Source organism: Ruegeria sp. SAZA006, assembly GCF_059613465.1.
On sequence record NZ_JBXWSO010000002.1, the window covers coordinates 17840 to 33769 of the forward strand.

19 protein-coding genes are annotated in these 15930 nt (G+C 62.0%); 6 read left to right on the forward strand and 13 right to left on the reverse strand.

Translation table 11 applies throughout. From position 1 onward, the window contains the following. A complete protein-coding gene (locus AC2FNZ_RS00235; RefSeq protein WP_254920233.1) occupies positions 1 to 543 on the forward strand; it encodes a hypothetical protein in 543 nt (180 codons plus the stop codon). A gap of 4 nt (positions 544 to 547) precedes the next feature. On the opposite strand, the gene AC2FNZ_RS00240 is transcribed toward AC2FNZ_RS00235, so the two are convergent. Beyond that, a complete protein-coding gene (locus tag AC2FNZ_RS00240; RefSeq protein WP_093965287.1) occupies positions 548 to 1312 on the reverse strand; it encodes a sulfite exporter TauE/SafE family protein in 765 nt (254 codons plus the stop codon). Positions 1313 to 1456: 144 nt separating this feature from the next. Between AC2FNZ_RS00240 and AC2FNZ_RS00245 the strand changes: the two genes are divergently transcribed. From AC2FNZ_RS00245 to AC2FNZ_RS00255, 3 genes are all read left to right on the forward strand, one after another. After that, a complete protein-coding gene (locus AC2FNZ_RS00245) occupies positions 1457 to 3148 on the forward strand; it encodes an acyl-CoA dehydrogenase family protein (RefSeq protein ID WP_496839168.1) in 1692 nt (563 codons plus the stop codon). Positions 3149 to 3394: 246 nt separating this feature from the next. Next, on the forward strand, positions 3395 to 3922 hold the full coding sequence (locus AC2FNZ_RS00250; RefSeq protein ID WP_496839169.1) for a hypothetical protein: 528 nt from the start codon (positions 3395 to 3397) through the stop codon (positions 3920 to 3922). A gap of 25 nt (positions 3923 to 3947) precedes the next feature. Continuing rightward, on the forward strand, positions 3948 to 4340 hold the full coding sequence (locus AC2FNZ_RS00255; protein WP_496839170.1) for an META domain-containing protein: 393 nt from the start codon (positions 3948 to 3950) through the stop codon (positions 4338 to 4340). Here the strand turns inward: AC2FNZ_RS00255 and recO are convergent. Continuing rightward, entirely contained in the window at positions 4324 to 5049 is a 726-nt protein-coding gene (gene recO / locus AC2FNZ_RS00260; RefSeq protein ID WP_496839171.1) for a DNA repair protein RecO, read from the reverse strand. The two genes, AC2FNZ_RS00255 and recO, sit on opposite strands and share 17 nt — an antisense overlap. Before the next feature lie 159 nt (positions 5050 to 5208). Between recO and trhA the strand changes: the two genes are divergently transcribed. Continuing rightward, complete coding sequence (trhA, locus tag AC2FNZ_RS00265; RefSeq protein WP_093965280.1) at positions 5209 to 5856, forward strand: PAQR family membrane homeostasis protein TrhA; 648 nt, start codon at positions 5209 to 5211, stop codon at positions 5854 to 5856. A 7-nt stretch (positions 5857 to 5863) separates the two neighbouring features. Here trhA and AC2FNZ_RS00270 read toward each other — a convergent pair whose 3' ends face one another. Together AC2FNZ_RS00270 and era are read right to left on the reverse strand one after the other, a co-directional pair. Then, positions 5864 to 6193, reverse strand: coding sequence for a DUF1491 family protein (locus AC2FNZ_RS00270; RefSeq protein ID WP_093965279.1), 330 nt, complete (start codon positions 6191 to 6193; stop codon positions 5864 to 5866). Beyond that, positions 6190 to 7098, reverse strand: a complete 909-nt coding sequence (gene era / locus AC2FNZ_RS00275; RefSeq protein ID WP_170441975.1) for a GTPase Era — start codon at positions 7096 to 7098, stop codon at positions 6190 to 6192. Before era ends, AC2FNZ_RS00270 begins: the two co-directional genes overlap by 4 nt. Positions 7099 to 7298: 200 nt before the next feature. Here era and AC2FNZ_RS00280 point away from each other — a divergent pair, with 200 nt between their 5' ends. Next, the gene (locus tag AC2FNZ_RS00280) at positions 7299 to 8642 is read left to right on the forward strand and encodes a multicopper oxidase family protein (RefSeq protein ID WP_496839222.1); all 1344 of its coding nucleotides are present in this window, start codon (positions 7299 to 7301) and stop codon (positions 8640 to 8642) included. A gap of 102 nt (positions 8643 to 8744) precedes the next feature. Here the strand turns inward: AC2FNZ_RS00280 and rnc are convergent, their stop codons facing one another. From rnc to folK, 9 genes are all read right to left on the reverse strand, one after another. Then, positions 8745 to 9425: a ribonuclease III gene (gene rnc / locus AC2FNZ_RS00285; RefSeq protein ID WP_496839172.1), complete on the reverse strand. Its 681-nt coding sequence runs from the start codon at positions 9423 to 9425 to the stop codon at positions 8745 to 8747. Then, positions 9422 to 10258 carry a signal peptidase I gene (gene lepB, locus AC2FNZ_RS00290; RefSeq protein WP_170342658.1) on the reverse strand — a complete coding sequence of 279 codons (837 nt, stop codon included), beginning with the start codon at positions 10256 to 10258 and terminating at the stop codon, positions 9422 to 9424. Before lepB ends, rnc begins: the two co-directional genes overlap by 4 nt. 32 nt (positions 10259 to 10290) lie before the next feature. Beyond that, complete coding sequence (gene acpS, locus AC2FNZ_RS00295; protein ID WP_093965271.1) at positions 10291 to 10737, reverse strand: holo-ACP synthase; 447 nt, start codon at positions 10735 to 10737, stop codon at positions 10291 to 10293. Further along, a complete protein-coding gene (locus AC2FNZ_RS00300; protein ID WP_093965269.1) occupies positions 10734 to 11180 on the reverse strand; it encodes an ABZJ_00895 family protein in 447 nt (148 codons plus the stop codon). The genes acpS and AC2FNZ_RS00300 overlap by 4 nt, the downstream gene beginning before the upstream one ends. Positions 11181 to 11217: 37 nt before the next feature. Then, positions 11218 to 11964, reverse strand: a complete 747-nt coding sequence (locus AC2FNZ_RS00305) for a pyridoxine 5'-phosphate synthase (RefSeq protein ID WP_093965268.1) — start codon at positions 11962 to 11964, stop codon at positions 11218 to 11220. Beyond that, positions 11957 to 12655: a DUF2062 domain-containing protein gene (locus tag AC2FNZ_RS00310; RefSeq protein ID WP_496839173.1), complete on the reverse strand. Its 699-nt coding sequence runs from the start codon at positions 12653 to 12655 to the stop codon at positions 11957 to 11959. Before AC2FNZ_RS00310 ends, AC2FNZ_RS00305 begins: the two co-directional genes overlap by 8 nt. A gap of 16 nt (positions 12656 to 12671) precedes the next feature. Next, positions 12672 to 14804, reverse strand: coding sequence for a RelA/SpoT family protein (locus AC2FNZ_RS00315; RefSeq protein ID WP_093965265.1), 2133 nt, complete (start codon positions 14802 to 14804; stop codon positions 12672 to 12674). A 26-nt stretch (positions 14805 to 14830) separates the two neighbouring features. Further along, a complete protein-coding gene (gene rpoZ, locus AC2FNZ_RS00320) occupies positions 14831 to 15184 on the reverse strand; it encodes a DNA-directed RNA polymerase subunit omega (RefSeq protein ID WP_093965263.1) in 354 nt (117 codons plus the stop codon). A gap of 94 nt (positions 15185 to 15278) precedes the next feature. After that, entirely contained in the window at positions 15279 to 15848 is a 570-nt protein-coding gene (gene folK / locus AC2FNZ_RS00325; RefSeq protein ID WP_496839174.1) for a 2-amino-4-hydroxy-6-hydroxymethyldihydropteridine diphosphokinase, read from the reverse strand. Positions 15849 to 15930: the final 82 nt, after the last annotated feature.

Below are 15930 nucleotides of genomic sequence, written 5' to 3' on the forward strand. Positions count from 1 at the left end.
ATGCGATCGTGGGCCTCTGACACGTTTTTTGCTTCGTTGGCCTATATCGGCGCATCGTTTCTGACCTTTTGGGTTCTGATGCCCATGCAGAACGTGTTCTTTCCAGAGTACCCCAGCCGCGCCAGCCTGTTATTTCTTCCGCACGGCGTGCGGGTCCTTGCGGCGTGGCTCTTGGGGTGGCGTGCGATACTTGCCATGCTGCCCGGTGTCTTTCTGGTTTTCGCGACACTCGGTGGCTCGGACGTTTTCCTGACAAGCCGCCTGCTGGCCATCTTGATCGCGGTCACGACGGCCCCGGCCATATTCTATTTGTTGAAATGGCTGGGGTGGGATCTGTTTCCCGCCGCTGATCGGGCGCCCTGCTGGGCCTGCATCATGGGGGTCGGGGTCATCACGTCAATCCTGGTGTCCGGCCTGACCAACCTGGCTTTTGGCAGCGCGACGGCCGAGTACTTTGCCTTTTTGATCGGCGATCTGTCGGGGCTGCTGTTCTTGATGTTCGGACTGTTTTTTGCCTTCCGCTATTTTGAGCCCAAGGGTTGAGCTTTCAACCGAACACCCCCCTGCGCAGCAAGTTCGCACCTGCGATCATCAGAACCAACAAAGTCGCCTTGCGGAACGTGGCCTGATCAATCCGATCATGCATCCGCAACCCCAGCCACATGCCGGCCAAAGCCGGAAGGGTCAGTGCAGCCGAGAACGGCACGGTTTCAGCCCGCAACACGCCTGATCCAATATGCGCCACGACCAGAGCCAAAGCTCCCAAGCCATAGATCACGCCCTGAATGCGCAATTGTTCGGATTTGGGGGTATTCAGCGCAGTCAGATAGGCAACGGTCGGAGGTCCCCAAACGGCTGATATGCCGCCAATGAACCCGGTAACCGCACCGACCGCGGCCTCGATCTTTGGCGATTGCTCAGACAGGCTCAGTTTCACGCCCAGCAGTTGGATCGTGGCAAAGAACGTGACGGGAATTCCGATCATCAGAAGGAAAGCCTGCGATGGAACCAAGCTGATCAGCTGAGCGCTCCCCAGCAGAAAGACCAGCCCGACGGAAAGAAAGACCCGGAACTGCCGGATCGAAGACATCGCTGCCGCGCGTCCTTCTCTCAAGGCCTGGATCCCGTTCGTCACAACCGTTGGCAGGATCAGCCCGGCCAGCGCAAGCTGGGGCGGCAGCATCATGCTGAGCCCTGAAATCAGGACCATCGGCATGGCGAAACCGACCATGCCTTTCACCGCTCCGGCCAGAAAGGCGACCGCGAACGCAAGGCAGAGTTCGGGCAGGGACATCAAAGAAAACAGATCCATTTCCCCTACATATCACCGCAGAATTTCTCTGCACCGCAAAATTCGTTACGTAATTTTTGGACTTTTTCGACGCTATTTGTGTATTTTTGTTGCGCTGCACGTGCAGCATGATATGACCAGACGACCCAGCAAAGGACGTGATTCATGGCCCATGACGGACAAGATATGACGAACATGACTTCTCAGCCGGTTCTGCCTGATCTTCTGACCCGGACGGGGGCCGCGCTGCCAGCGGTTCAGTCCGTCTTTGACCGGGCGCGCGATGCGGTGCGCGAGATGGTCTCGGCCGAGGGTCGCGTCTCGGGCGCTTTGGTCGAGGCGAACCAGACCGCCGCGCATGGGCTGGCCTGGCTGGCCACATACAACCAGTCGCTGCAGCAGATGCAGAAATGGGCCGAGGCGCTGGACGCCCAGGGCAAGTTCGGCGAGATGGAGCAGTTGCTGCACCAGATCGCCTTTGGCGAATATCTGCACCAGGTCGCCGGCGGCATCCCGATGAACCAGGGCGAGGTCGTGCGCCTGCAGGATCTGGGGCTGGGTTGGGATGCGCTGTCGGGCTTCCAATGCGCCGAGGTGCAAACTCTGATGGCAAAGGCCAACAGCCAGGCCGCGCGCAGCCGACTGGTTCAGCTGATGCAAGACCAATCCGGGGCCACCATGTTCGGCGCCTCGGGCCTTGATGAAGAGCTTGAGATGATCCGCGAGCAGTTCCGCCGCTATGCGCTGGATCGGGTCGAGCCAAACGCCCATGAATGGCACCTGAAGGACGAGCTGATCCCGATGGAAATCATCGAGGAACTGGCCGAGATGGGCGTATTCGGCCTGACCATCCCCGAGGAATATGGCGGGTTCGGCCTGTCCAAGGCGTCGATGTGCGTCGTCTCCGAAGAACTGTCGCGCGGTTACATCGGCGTCGGCAGCCTGGGCACCCGGTCTGAGATCGCGGCCGAGCTGATCATCGCGGGCGGCACCGACGACCAAAAGGCCCAATGGCTGCCCAAGATCGCCAGCGCCGAGATCCTGCCCACCGCCGTGTTCACCGAACCCAACACCGGCTCGGACCTTGGCAGCCTGCGCACCCGCGCGGTCAAGGACGAGAACGGCGACTACAAGATCACCGGCAACAAGACCTGGATCACACATGCCGCACGCACCCATGTGATGACGTTGTTGGCACGCACCGATCCCAAAACCACCGATCATCGCGGGTTGTCGATGTTCCTGGCCGAAAAGACGCCCGGCACCGACGACAACCCCTTCCCGACCCCCGGCATGACCGGCGGCGAGATCGAGGTGCTGGGCTACCGCGGCATGAAGGAATACGAGCTGGCCTTCGACGGCTTCCACGTCAAGGGCGAGAACCTGCTGGGCGGCGAGGAAGGCAAGGGCTTCAAGCAGCTCATGGAAACCTTCGAATCCGCGCGTATCCAGACCGCCGCCCGCGCCATCGGCGTGGCCCAAAGCGCGCTGGACATCGCCATGCAATACGCGCAGGAACGCAAACAGTTCGGCAAGGCCCTGATCAACTTCCCGCGCGTGTCGGGCAAGCTGGCGATGATGGCGGTCGAGATCATGATCGCGCGCCAACTGACCTATTTCAGCGCCTGGGAGAAGGACAACGGCCATCGTTGCGACCTCGAGGCCGGGATGGCCAAGCTGCTGGGCGCGCGCGTCGCCTGGGCCGCGGCCGACAACGGGTTGCAGATCCACGGCGGCAACGGCTTTGCGCTGGAATACAAGATCAGCCGGGTGCTGTGTGACGCCCGCATCCTGAACATCTTTGAAGGCGCCGCCGAGATTCAGGCGCAAGTCATCGCGCGGCGTCTGCTGGCCTGAGCGCCCGCCCGTCGCGGTTTCCCCAACTTGACCCGGCCCAGCGCCGGGTCTTTTCTTTTCTGGCAAGCCAAAAGCGCCGAGTGACCAGATCTGCCCTGATTATTTCACCCAACCGGACCCGCCGGACACATTGGCCGGGAAAATTCCCCCTTGGGTCCCGGCACAGGTTTCGGCTAAGTAGCGGTCGAACCGCATCATGCTGCGCCGCGGCTACGCAGATGCCGAACCGATCTTTGCGGAGTGACCATGGCGCGCCTTCTGATCCTTGTTCTTGGCCTGTTGTTTGCAGGATGCAGCACGCCGTCCGGCACACCCTCGGGCGATGTTGCCGGTCTGACCCGCGCCATTCAGAACCTCGGCCCCGATGTCGATCCGCAGGAAGCCGCCCGCGCGGCACAAATCGCCCATGACTATGCGCTGCAGCTGAGGGCCGAGTACCGGGTCACCGACCCGGCGATCATCCACAACGCCAAGGTCATCAACGGCTTTCGCGAACGCGGGCTGTGCAATGACTGGGCCGAGGACATGCTCAAGCGGCTGCGGCAAGAGAATTTCCGCACGCTGGACCTGCACTGGATCACCTCGCCGCCAACCCCGTTCCGCATCATCCACCACTCCGCCGCGATCAGTGCCAAGGGTGACGGGCCCTATGACGCGATCGTGCTGGACGGCTGGCGCAACGGGGGTGATCTGTTCTGGGCGCCGGTGCGCGAGGACACGCGCTACAACTGGCGCCCCCGGATGGAGGTGCGCGCCGAACTGCTGGCGCAATGACGCCAAGTCGCGATAGAAAGCCCTCATGCTGCGTCTGAGCCTGATCCTGCCCGCCCTTGCCCTGTTGCAATGCGACCGCGACGAAAGCGTCGCCGCCTACGGCGCGGCCGACCGCACCTGGGTGCTGCAGGAAGTCAACGGCCAGCCCTATGAGGCCAGCGCCCTGCTGCGCTTTCCCGAAGACGGCAAGATTGCCGGAAACGCACCCTGCAACAGCTACTCGGGCACATTGACCGCGCCCTATCCGTGGTTCGAAATCACCGACCTGACCGCCACCCGCGCCGCCTGCGCCGGGCTTGAGGCCGAAGGATTCTATTTCGCCGCGCTGCTGGCGATGACGCAGTCCGAGGTGTCGGGCGACGTGCTGATCCTGCGCAACGAGGACGGGTACGAGATGGTTTTCAAAGCCGCCGAGTGAACTGATCTACAAAGCGGGAGCGGACCTCCGGCAGCGGCGTGTGACCCAGCGATGGCGCCACGCGATGCGCCAGGAAATAGCCGGTCGTGCGCAGCCCGGCGGCGATCTCGTCATCCGGGGCGGCCCCCTGCCCGCGCAGCACCGGCGGCAGAGGCAGCAGGCGGTCGGCCCAATCCCCGGCGCCTTCGGCACTGACCGCCCGGCCGGTCTTGGGCGAGACATAGGCCAGCCCCTCGGTGGTTCCGGTCACGGCGCATCGGGTCAGGTCCAGCCCAAAGCCCAATTCTTCAAGCAGCGCCAACTCCCAGCGCAGGTAAGCCAGCGGCCAGATCTCGTCCTGGCCCAGCAGATCCATCAGCTGTTCGGTCTGTCGATAGATGCCGGGGTGCGGTTCGCGTTCGGGCAAACAGAAGGACAGCAGCGCCACGACCGCGTTCAGCCCCGACAGGGCCAGCCGCCCCGAAAACGCCGCCGCCGCGCGCGAGCGCAACGGCTCGACCTGGAAGGTGCCGATATGTTCCTGCAACCGCGCCCGCCACAGCACGTCCAACTGCGCGCCGGGTTGCAGGATGGGCGCGATCTTGCGGCTGGCACCACCGCGCACCACGCCCGCATGTCGGCCATGGGTTTCGGTGAACACCTCGATGATGGCCGCGGTTTCGCCGTGGCGGCGGGCGGTTAGAAGAATGCCATGGTCGCGCCAGTCCATGCGGGGCCCTTGGGTTGCCTTGAGATCGCGTCGGACCGCGACGGTACGGCGCGGCGCGGAAAGAAGCAAATTCAATCGGAAGACGCCGGCTGACGTGCCGGAATTGTGGACTTGGACCCAGGGCGATATTACCCAGAACAGGCAGCCACGAGACCAGACATGACCGACGCGACCTTTCCCAGTTTCAACCCTGCCTTCCGCCGCGCGGACATGACGGTGCATTCAGTGGGCCTGGCGTTGATCTTGATTGCGGGCGGCTTGCTGGTGGCTAAGGCGGCAACCCATCTGCAAGCCGCGCTGGTGGCCGCCGTCGTGGTTTACGTCCTGTGTGCGCTGGCGTCGAACCTGGCGTCCTGGGCCTATCACTTTCTACCGCTGCACGAGCAGCGAACACTGCTGCGGCGCATCGACCACGCCGCGATCTATCCCAGCATTACGGGCACCTTCACGCCATTCTTCGTTCTGGCTGGCACGCCCTGGACCCTGGGTCTGCTGGTGGTGTGCTGGGCGCTGACGGCGGTGGCGGTCTGGAACAAGATCACCAACGAGACGGTGAAATCTCGCTGGTCAACCGCATCCTATCTGGGGTTGGGCGCGCTGGGGCTGCTGGCCCTGCCCGACCTACGGGGCGTACCGGTGGCGACGTTGTGGTGCATTCTGGCCGGGTCCGGCTGCTATGTGATCGGAACCGCGTTCTACGCCCGCAAGACGCTGCCCTACCGCTACGCGATCTGGCATATCTGGGTGAACCTGGGCGGGATCGCCATGTTCGCGGGCGTCTGGCTGGCGCTGTCGCCTTTGTGGTAAGGCAGCCCTAGTCCAGCCCCTCTTCGTTCAACAGATGCCGGCCTTGCCGGTCTTCGACCTCGATCACCCAGAGGTCGGGGTCAAAGCTGCGCTGACGGGCGATGGCCTCGTCCACCTCGGCCTCGGGACCTTTGGCCAGCTCGATCCATTTGCGCGCGCCGCTGAGCAGGTCGAAGCTGCGCTGAAAGGCGGTGGCATTTCCGTCGAGCGTGTTGAGCTTGACCAGAACCGCGCCGGCAGTGTCGTCGCCATGGCTTACGACGTAGGCGGGGATCTCGTGCAGGCGCAGCCGGGCCAGGTAGGCGTGGACCCAGAACTCGGCCGTCAGCCGGGTCATGCGTTGCCGTCTTTGAAATCCAGCCCCATTTCCGAGTAGCGCTCGGCCTCTTCCAGCCAGTTGGGCCGGACCTTCACCTGCAGGAACAGGTGGACCTTGCGATCAAGGAATTCCTCCAACTCGGCCCGGGCGGCCTGGCTGACGGCCTTGATCGTCTCGCCGCGCTTGCCCAGCACGATGCCCTTGTGGCCGTCGCGCATGACATAGATGATCTGGTCGATCTTGGCCGAGCCATCCTTGCGCTCTTCCCAGTTCTCGGTCTCGACCGTCAGCTGATAGGGCAGTTCCTGATGCAGGCGCAGGGTCAGCTTCTCGCGCGTGATCTCGGCCGCGATCATGCGCAGCGGCAGATCGGCGATCTGGTCTTCGGGATAGAGCCAGGGGCCTTCGGGCAATTGCTGCGCCAGCCATTTGCGCAGGTCATCAACGCCGTGGCCCTTTTCGGCCGATATCATGAAGGTTTCGGCAAAAGGAAAACGGTCATTCAGGTCGCGGGTCAGTGACAGCAGCGCCGGGGCCTCGACCCGGTCGATCTTGTTGATCGCCAGCGCCACCTTGCGGCCCTGCGCGATCTCGGACAGGCCATCCAGGATGCGCTCGACGCCTTCGGTGATACCGCGATGCGCTTCGACCATCAGCACGATGATGTCGGCATCGGCCGCGCCGCCCCAGGCCGCCGCGACCATCGCGCGGTCAAGCCGGCGGCGAGGTTTGAACAGGCCCGGCGTATCGACGAAGACCAGTTGCGCATCACCCTCCATGGCGACGCCGCGGATCCGGGTGCGCGTTGTCTGCACCTTGTGCGTCACGATCGAGACCTTGGCCCCGACCATGCGGTTCAGAAGGGTGGATTTGCCTGCGTTGGGCTCTCCGATCAGGGCGATGAATCCGGCGCGTGTCGTCATTGTGTGGTGATCCTGTTTTCAAGTGCGCATCCCTATCGCAGAAAGGCACAGCGGGCCAGAGGCATTTGTCGCATTGCCGGGCCGGTACGGGAGTGGCAGGACAGGCGCACAGGCCAAGCCGATCCCAGCCAGGCCGCAGACCCGCATCTTGAGGATCAGGCATGAGACGACGGGAGTTTCTTTTATCGGGCGGCGCCGCAATGGGGGCCGCGGGCTTGGGTGGACTTGCATTCGCGTCCGATAGCTCCGATCAGGAACTGGTGGTTCAAAGCGCCAGCTACATATTTCGGGACCAGCCTACGCAAGGAATGGTCAGCCTGAGCCCCGACGCTCCTCCGCCCGTCCTTTTTGGACGTCAGGGTGAAGCGATGAGACTGACGGTCAAAAACACTCTGTCCGACTATACCTCGATGCACTGGCACGGGATGCGCATCCGCAATGATATGGATGGCGTGCCTTATCTGACCCAGATGCCCCTGGGACAGAACGAAAGCTTCACCTACGAGTTCACACCCCCAGACGCCGGAACCTACTGGTATCACCCGCACTGCATGACGATGGAGCAGATGGCGCACGGTCTGACCGGAGTGATGGTCATCGCTGAGCCTGAAAACGTCGGGTTCGACAGCGAGCAAGTGATCAACCTGCGGGACTTTCGCCTGGACGAGAGGGGGGCATTTCTGCCCGCCTACACCCAGCGGGGCGCGGCCAGAGCCGGAACTTTCGGCAATGTGCAGACCGCGAACTGGCACCAGCATCCAGTCTATGACCACGCCGCCGGCAGCCTCGTGCGGTTGCGACTGCTCAATTCGGATACGACCCGGATCTACAAGTTGCACCTGACGGACGGAAACGCGCAGGTCACCGCGTGGGACGGTCACCCGGTCACCGCCGAACTACCGATGCCGAGTGCCGACGATCCTCTGCTTTTGGGCCCCGGTCAGCGTGTGGATTATGCCGTTGCGATGCCGGACGGCGAAGGGGCACAGGTCGACCTTGTGGCCAAACTGCCCGGTCAGCCCTTGAGAACGATGGCCAGCCTGCGATCGGTCGGGCAATCCGCGGGTCGAGACCTGAGAGAACTGAAGCCTTTGCCGAAGAACCCGGTCGCCCTGCCCGATCTCAGCAACGCTCAGGTGCACGAATTCGTCTTCGGATGGACGCCAGAAGGTGAACTGCCGGACACTGGGTTCTGCGGGTCTCTTGGATACAATTTCTGGTCCATCAACCGGGTTCCCTGGTCCGGAGATGCTTCCTCGGATGTCGGGCCATTGGCGACGCTGGAACTGGGCAAAAGCTATGTCTTGAGGCTGCGCAATGAATCTCCGAACCTGCATCCGATCCATCTGCACGGGCTGGTCTTTGTGCCGTTGCGATCAAACCTGCGAGAGTTGCCGCCGCTGGTGACGGACACCATGCTGTTGTTGAAGGACGAGGTCGTTGAAATCGGGCTGGTCGCAGACAATCCGGGTGACTGGGCCTTTCACTGCCATGTGATCGAACACCAGAAGACCGGGCTGACCGGGTTCCTGCGGGTCGTTTGAGCCGCAAGGTCTAGCCGTTGCAGACGCGGTTCGTGATAGGTGGCCAGCCATCGCGGACATTCCCGGACAGATGAAGAGCAGGTAACGCCGCGATCGAAGAGATCAGCTTGTCAGACGATCCAGCAGAGCCTGCGCGGCCGCCTGTTCCGCCTGACGTTTGGAACCGGCCGTTGCTTGGGCCTCGGATCCGTCATGCAGCCGGGCCGCGATGGTGAAAACGGGGGCGTGATCCGGACCGCTTCGTGAAATCTCGACATAGGCGGGCGGTTTCTGCCCGCGCGCCTGCGCCCATTCCTGAAGCGAAGTCTTGGCATCGCGCGCATCCGCTTCGACCGTGTGGATCCGGTCCCCCCACAGCGACAGGATCACTTTCTGCGCCGCCTCAAAACCGGCATCGCGATAGACCGCGGCGATAACTGCCTCCATCGCGTCGCCCAAAAGCGCCTGCTTGCGGCGCCCGCCCGACAGCATCTCTGACCTACCCAGTTTTAGAACCGCGCCGATATCGATCTGGCGGGCAACATCGGCACAGGTTTCCTTGCGCACCAGTGCGTTGAAACGGGGGGCCAGTTGGCCTTCAGTGGCCTTCTGGTCCGCTTCGAGCAATGCGGTGGCCATCACAAGGCCCAGCACACGGTCACCCAGAAACTCGAGCCGCTGGTTGTCTGGACGTGTCGAAGATGAGACCGAACCATGGGTCAATGCCCGAACCAGTAGTTCAGGGTTGGCGAACCTGTGTCCAAGGCGTTTTTCGAACGCCTTCATGTCGGTCGACAGCTTCAATTGACCGCCTTGAAGAACCGGTCACCGCGCCAGGTCCAGAAAAACAGCATCGAACGCCCGGCGGACGAGAACATGATGCGGTCGGCTCGACCGATCAGGTTTTCATAAGGAACGTAGCCGACGCCGCCTGCGACCTGTGGCACGCGGCTGTCACTGGAATTGTCACGGTTGTCGCCCATGAAGAAGTAGTGCCCTTCCGGCACGGTGTAGACACCCGTGTTGTCGGTACTCTGATTGCCGATATTCAGGATTTCATGCGACACGCCGCCCGGCAGCGTTTCGATCATCCGGGTCTTTTCACAGGTACCGCCGACGCCGACCGGGCCATTTTCACAGCGCGGCCGAAGGCGCTGAGGCCCTTGCGGCTCGGCGATTTCGGTAAAAGTGCCATCCGGGGTCTGCTTGGCTTCGGTGCCGTTGATGTAGACCACGCCATCCTTGATCTGAATTTTGTCTCCGGGCAGGCCGATCAGGCGCTTGATGTAGTCGCGCCCCGAAACCGGATGGCGGAACACGATGACGTCGCCACGCTCGGGCTCGCCGCCCAGCAGTCGGGTATTGTCGCCCCCCATCCAACCGCAGATGTCCTCGGCATCGACATCGAGCCCGACGCTGGGGATGATCAGACTGGGGCAGGACGCGTAGGAATAGCCGTAGGCCATCTTGTTGACGAAAAGGAAATCACCGATCAGCAGCGTGGGTTTCATCGACCCCGACGGAATCCAGAACGGCTGAAAGAACAGAGTGCGGAAAACACCCGCGATCAGCAGGGCATAGACGATGGTCTTGATCGTCTCCCAGATGGCGTTTCCGGATTTGGCTTGCTCGGCCATACTGATCTCCAGTCCTTGCTCGGCTCGGGGGGTTACATGCGGCGCGGTCGCGGGGGTGTCAAGGCCGCCGCGTCGGGATCACCAAGCGGGCGCGCTTCGATCACCACGAAGGCCTGCGCCCATGGATGATCGTCGGTCAAGGTGACGTGGATGATCGCCTCGTGTCCTTCGGGCGTCATTTCCTTCAACCGTTCCGCGGCCCAGCCGGTCACATGCATGACGGGCTGACCGGTGCGCAGATTGGTGACAGCCATGTCCTTCCAAGCGATGCCCATACGCAGCCCCGTGCCCAGCGCCTTGGAGCACGCCTCTTTTGCGGCCCAGCGCTTGGCGTAGGTTCCGGCCGTATCCCGCCGGCGCTCGGCCTTGCGCTGCTCGGTCTCGGTGAAGACACGGTTGCGGAACCGGTCACCGAACCGATCGAGCGTGCCCTGAATGCGCTCGATATTCGCAAGATCCGTACCGATGCCGAGTATCATGAGTTCGATTCTTTCTTTGCCCTTTCAAGAGCCTTGAACGCCGACCGGGCGCCCACCCACAGGAATAGCCGCGAAATGAGAAACGCCACGACAAAGGTGATCGTGAAACCGATCACCAAAAAGTTCACCGGGATACCGGCCAATCCCTCGGACATGCCCGGAACGACAAGAAAGAACAGCCCAGCCATGACAAGGTTGGTCAACATGCCGACGATGCCCATCCATAGTGCGGCGCTCCACATGTCGCCGCTGCCCGGCATGGTCTGGTGCGTCTGAACCTGTCGGTGTCCTTCGAATGTCGCAGCGGCCAAAAAGGGGATGAACGGCAGGAAACTGCTGGACAAGTCGATTCCGAACACCGCCGAAACGCCAAACAAAACAGCCGGGACCGCAATCGATGTGATTACGAAGACGACAAGAAACCTGGGAATGTTCAAGCGCATCGGGAGATCCAGAAGAAGGAGGCTTCAAGGCAGCGGATCATTGGCGCGCCTCATCCATCAGGCGGCGCATTTCCTGAATGGCTGGGGTGAGACCCCGGAAGATGGACTCGCCGATCAGGAAATGGCCAATGTTCAACTCGCGCACTTCGGGGAAGGCGGCAACGGGCTGGACCGTGTCATAGGACAGGCCATGGCCGGCATGCACTTCGAGGCCCAGCGAATGGGCAAAGGCAGACATCTTGCGCAGCGCCTCCAGTTCGCGTTGCGCGTCGTCCACCCGACCCTCGGCATGGGCGTCGCAATAGGCACCAGTGTGCAGCTCGATCACTTCGGCGCCGATGCGGTGGGCGGCCTCGATCTGCTTGGGGTCTGCGGCGATGAAGATCGACACCCGGCAACCGACGTCACGAAGGGGCGCGATGAAATGCGCCAGACGGTTTTCCTCGCGCGCGACTTCCAGGCCACCTTCGGTGGTACGTTCCTCGCGCTTTTCGGGGACGATGCAGACCGCGTGCGGCTTGTGGCGCAGAGCGATCTTCTGCATCTCATCCGTAGCCGCCATTTCAAAGTTCAGCGGAACCGACAGAACCTCCATCAGCCCGTCAATATCGGCATCCGAGATATGCCGCCTGTCTTCGCGCAGGTGCGCGGTGATGCCGTCGGCCCCGGCCTCTTCGGCAAGCTTTGCGGCGCGAAGCGGGTCGGGATAGGCGCCGCCACGGGCGTTGCGCACGGTGGCGACATGGTCGATATTCACGCCCAGGCGCAGAGGGGTGTCAGACATCCTTCGAATCCTTTTTGTTCGCGTCGCCCGAGCCTATCGGGTTTGGTCGGGGAACGGCAGAGCTTGCTTCGGCCAAGCGTTTGATTTCTTCGAACTTCGCCTTGATCTTTGCGCGGCGCCGCATCTGATAGGTTCGGATCACCGGCAGGCTGATATAGGTGCAGATCACTCCGGCCACGATGCCGGGAATGATGCCGCCAATCATGTAGGGAAAGAACACGTCGTCATAAAATTGGGACAGCCCGTGCCAATCAGCGACCCGATCGGAAAACATCGCCAGGAAGTTATCCTTGAGGTCCCCCATCGCGCTGGCAAATTTGCCCATCAGTCCCTTGGTGTCACCCTCTTCGTATTCGGTGCCCAGCAGGAAATGCCCAGTTTGCAGGCAGACCACGCCGATCGGAACATAGGTCAAGGGGTTGCCGAAGAACGTTCCGCTCAACGCGGCAAGGATGTTGCCGTTCAGCAGCCGGGCCAAGACCGCGGCAACCAGAAAATGAAGGCCGTAGAATGGGGTGAAGGACGCGAACACCCCGGCCCCGACCCCACGGGCAATGCGCTCGGGCGAGTCCGGGAGACGACGGACACGGTGTTTGACATAGTGGAAGGCACGGGCCCAACCGCCGCGAGGATAGACCAACTCGGACAGGACCTGGAGTACCGAGCGGCGATCACGGCGCTTGAAAACCACTCCTGATCACCCCTTCTCAGCCAGCTGCGACCGCAGCGCTTGTCATGTCCCGGTACCGTTCGACTGCAGCCACGTCACTTTCCGCCTCGAGCATCAGCATCAGCGAATGCAGCTGTTCAAGATCCCGCACCTCGATACTGATCAGCAGACGATAGAAATCAGGCTTCCGGTCCACGAATTCCAGGTTCGAGATATTGGCCTTTTTCTCGCCGATCAATGTGCAAATACGTCCCAGCACGCCGGCGTCATTACCGATGGTCAGTTCCAACGTGGCGCCGTAAGCGGCCGGATGCGTGCCGGTATGCCAGTGAAGATTCACCCACCGTTGCGGCTGATCCTCGAATTCGGCAAGGCGATCGCAATCGATGGAATGCACCACCACGCCCTTGCCCCGAGACGTGATGCCCACGATGCGTTCGCCCGGCAAAGGCTGGCAGCACGGCGCGCGTTCAAACCCCTGCCCCGGCTCAAGCCCGATCACAGCGCGACGCAAGGGGATTGCTTCGCCCTCGTCGCGGGTCAGGTCGGGATAGACCGCGGCCACCACATCATGGGCGGTCAGTTCGGCACTGCCGACGCGGGCCAGCAACTCATCGCTGTTCTTGATGCGCAGGTGTTTGGCGGCGGTTTCCAATGCCTTGTCGGTCGCCTTGCGGCCGACATGCTCGAACCCCGCGCGGACCAGTTCGCGCCCCAGTTTGATGAACCGTTCACGGTCAACCTCGCGCAGGGCGCGGCGGATGGCGGTGCGGGCCTTGCCAGTCACCGCAATCTCGAGCCACGTAACCTGCGGGGTCTGGCCGTCGGCGGTGATGATGTCGACCGATTGGCCATTCTTGAGCCGCGTCCACAGCGGAACGCGAATACCGTCCACCTTGGCCCCGACACAGGCATGGCCGATGCGCGTATGGATCGCGTAGGCGAAATCGATCGGGGTCGCACCACGCGGCAGTTTCACCACATCGCCTTTGGGGGTGAAGCAGAAGACCTGGTCCGAATACATCTCGAGCTTGACCGCCTCGAGGAAATCTTCGTGGTCTTCCTCGGTATCGAACTGCTCGGTCAGGTTGGCGATCCACTTGGCCGGATCGACCGCAAAGGGGTTTTCCGTCCGCACACCGTCACGATAGGACCAGTGCGCGGCAACACCGGTCTCGGCGACGTCATGCATCTGACGGGTACGGATCTGCACCTCGACCCGCTTGCCGTCACGGCCCGAGACCGTTGTATGGATCGACCGGTAGCCGTTCGATTTCGGCTGGCTGATATAGTCCTTGAACCGTCCCGGCACCGCGCGCCAGCGCTGGTGGATGGCCCCAAGGGTGCGATAGCAGTCTTCTTCGGTCTGGGTGATGATGCGGAAGCCATAGATGTCGGACAAGCGAGAGAAGCCCTGATCCTTCTCCTGCATCTTGCGCCAGATCGAATAGGGTTTCTTGGCGCGACCAAAGACTTCGGCCTCGATCCCCGCTTTCTCAAGCTCGTGCCGCATGTCGCCGGTGATCCGGTGAATCACGTCACCGGTTTCGCGCTGCAGCGTGATGAAGCGGCGGATGATCGACTGGCGGCCTTCGGGATTGAGGACGCGGAACGCCAGGTCCTCAAGCTCTTCGCGCATCCACTGCATGCCCATCCGGCCGGCCAGCGGCGCGTAGATGTCCATCGTTTCGCGCGCTTTCTGCACCTGCTTTTCGGGGCGCATCGCCTTGATCGTGCGCATGTTGTGCAGCCGGTCGGCCAGCTTGACCAGGATCACCCGCAAGTCCTTGGACATGGCCATGAACAGTTTGCGGAAGTTTTCCGCCTGCTTGGTTTCGCGACTGGAGAGCTGCAGGTTGGTCAGCTTGGTGACGCCGTCCACAAGCATCGCCACCTCGTCACCGAACAGCTCGGCGATCTTCGAGTAGCTGGCCTTGGTGTCCTCGATCGTGTCGTGCAGCAGCGCGGTGATGATCGTGGCATCGTCCAGACGCTGTTCGGTCAGAATGGCGGCGACTGCGACGGGATGCGAAAAATAGGGCTCGCCCGAATGCCGGAATTGCCCTTCATGCATCTGCAGTCCGAACTCATAGGCCCGGGCGATGCGATCTGCATTTGTCTTGGGGTTGTAGTTGCGGACCAGCGCAATCAGGTCTTCAACAGAAATCATCCGGTCCGCACCTTCGCTTGCAGGGCTTACCCCTGCCCCTGGGCCTCCATCAGGGCACGCAGGAGTTTCTCTTCGGACATGTCGTCATCTGCCGGCTTGTCCGACTCTGCACCCATCAACAGCGCCATCTGATCTTCTTCGGGCTCGTCGACCTCGATCTGGGTCTGGTTGGCCTCGATCAGACGTTCACGCAGCTCGTCCGCCGTCTGGGTTTCTTCTGCAATCTCGCGCAGAGACACGACGGGGTTCTTGTCGTTGTCGCGGTCAACGGTGATCGATCCGCCAGTGGAAATCTCGCGCGCACGATGGGCGGCAAGCATCACCAGTTCGAACCGGTTCGGTACCTTGTCTACGCAGTCTTCGACCGTCACGCGGGCCATGAGGCGCTCTCCACAAATGAATCCGTGTCAGGAAGGGGTTTATCTAAGCGCGAATCTCTGCCTTGACAAGCGGGAAATGCCCAGCATTGGCGGCTCAGAGAGGGGTTACGGCGGCAACCTCGTCCGCAGGCAGCTGTCCGATCATTTCCCGGACGGTCAAATCCAGCACCGGATGGCGCCAATCGGGCGCGACATCAGCCATCGGAACCAGCACGAATGCCCGGTCCTGCAGGCGCGGGTGCGGCACGATCAGTTGTTCGGGCGCGGATTGCACCTGCTGCTCCATCGGCAAATCCAGCCAGCGGCGGTATCCGTCCAGGTCCGGCAGAACGCGGTCGTCCCAGCAGACAAGATCAAGATCAAGTGTGCGCATACCCCAACGCTGAACCCTGGCGCGGCCGAACTCGGCTTCGACCTCGTGAAGCAGGTCCAGAACACCGCGCGGCTCCAATTTCGTCTCGATCAGAGCGGCTGCATTCACATAGTCCGGGCCTGCGCCCGCAGGGAAGCAGGGGGTCGAAAACAGCCGGCTTTTGGCCCGAATCACCAACCCATTGGCCTCCATGACCTCGAGAGCCTGTGCGAGTGTCACCTTGGGCCCGTTTCCTCTCAAGGTGAGATTTGCCCCCAAAGCCACGACCACTTTTGACATGGATTTGACCACTTTTATCCCCGCATTCCGTTCAGAGAATACTTGCGATACAGGTCAAATAGCCTATTTTAAAGGGATCAATGCGCGAATTTAT

Excerpts from the sequence above, each read along its gene's own strand:
- AC2FNZ_RS00235 (WP_254920233.1), top strand. The coding sequence starts at position 1 with ATGCGATCGTGGGCCTCTGACACGTTTTTTGCTTCGTTGGCCTATATC.
- AC2FNZ_RS00240 (WP_093965287.1), bottom strand. The coding sequence starts at position 1,312 with ATGGATCTGTTTTCTTTGATGTCCCTGCCCGAACTCTGCCTTGCGTTC.
- AC2FNZ_RS00245 (WP_496839168.1), top strand. The coding sequence starts at position 1,457 with ATGGCCCATGACGGACAAGATATGACGAACATGACTTCTCAGCCGGTT.
- AC2FNZ_RS00250 (WP_496839169.1), top strand. The coding sequence starts at position 3,395 with ATGGCGCGCCTTCTGATCCTTGTTCTTGGCCTGTTGTTTGCAGGATGC.
- AC2FNZ_RS00255 (WP_496839170.1), top strand. The coding sequence starts at position 3,948 with ATGCTGCGTCTGAGCCTGATCCTGCCCGCCCTTGCCCTGTTGCAATGC.
- recO (WP_496839171.1), bottom strand. The coding sequence starts at position 5,049 with ATGGACTGGCGCGACCATGGCATTCTTCTAACCGCCCGCCGCCACGGC.
- trhA (WP_093965280.1), top strand. The coding sequence starts at position 5,209 with ATGACCGACGCGACCTTTCCCAGTTTCAACCCTGCCTTCCGCCGCGCG.
- AC2FNZ_RS00270 (WP_093965279.1), bottom strand. The coding sequence starts at position 6,193 with ATGACCCGGCTGACGGCCGAGTTCTGGGTCCACGCCTACCTGGCCCGG.
- era (WP_170441975.1), bottom strand. The coding sequence starts at position 7,098 with ATGACGACACGCGCCGGATTCATCGCCCTGATCGGAGAGCCCAACGCA.
- AC2FNZ_RS00280 (WP_496839222.1), top strand. The coding sequence starts at position 7,299 with ATGGGGGCCGCGGGCTTGGGTGGACTTGCATTCGCGTCCGATAGCTCC.
- lepB (WP_170342658.1), bottom strand. The coding sequence starts at position 10,258 with ATGGCCGAGCAAGCCAAATCCGGAAACGCCATCTGGGAGACGATCAAG.
- acpS (WP_093965271.1), bottom strand. The coding sequence starts at position 10,737 with ATGATACTCGGCATCGGTACGGATCTTGCGAATATCGAGCGCATTCAG.
- AC2FNZ_RS00300 (WP_093965269.1), bottom strand. The coding sequence starts at position 11,180 with ATGCGCTTGAACATTCCCAGGTTTCTTGTCGTCTTCGTAATCACATCG.
- AC2FNZ_RS00305 (WP_093965268.1), bottom strand. The coding sequence starts at position 11,964 with ATGTCTGACACCCCTCTGCGCCTGGGCGTGAATATCGACCATGTCGCC.
- AC2FNZ_RS00315 (WP_093965265.1), bottom strand. The coding sequence starts at position 14,804 with ATGATTTCTGTTGAAGACCTGATTGCGCTGGTCCGCAACTACAACCCC.
- rpoZ (WP_093965263.1), bottom strand. The coding sequence starts at position 15,184 with ATGGCCCGCGTGACGGTCGAAGACTGCGTAGACAAGGTACCGAACCGG.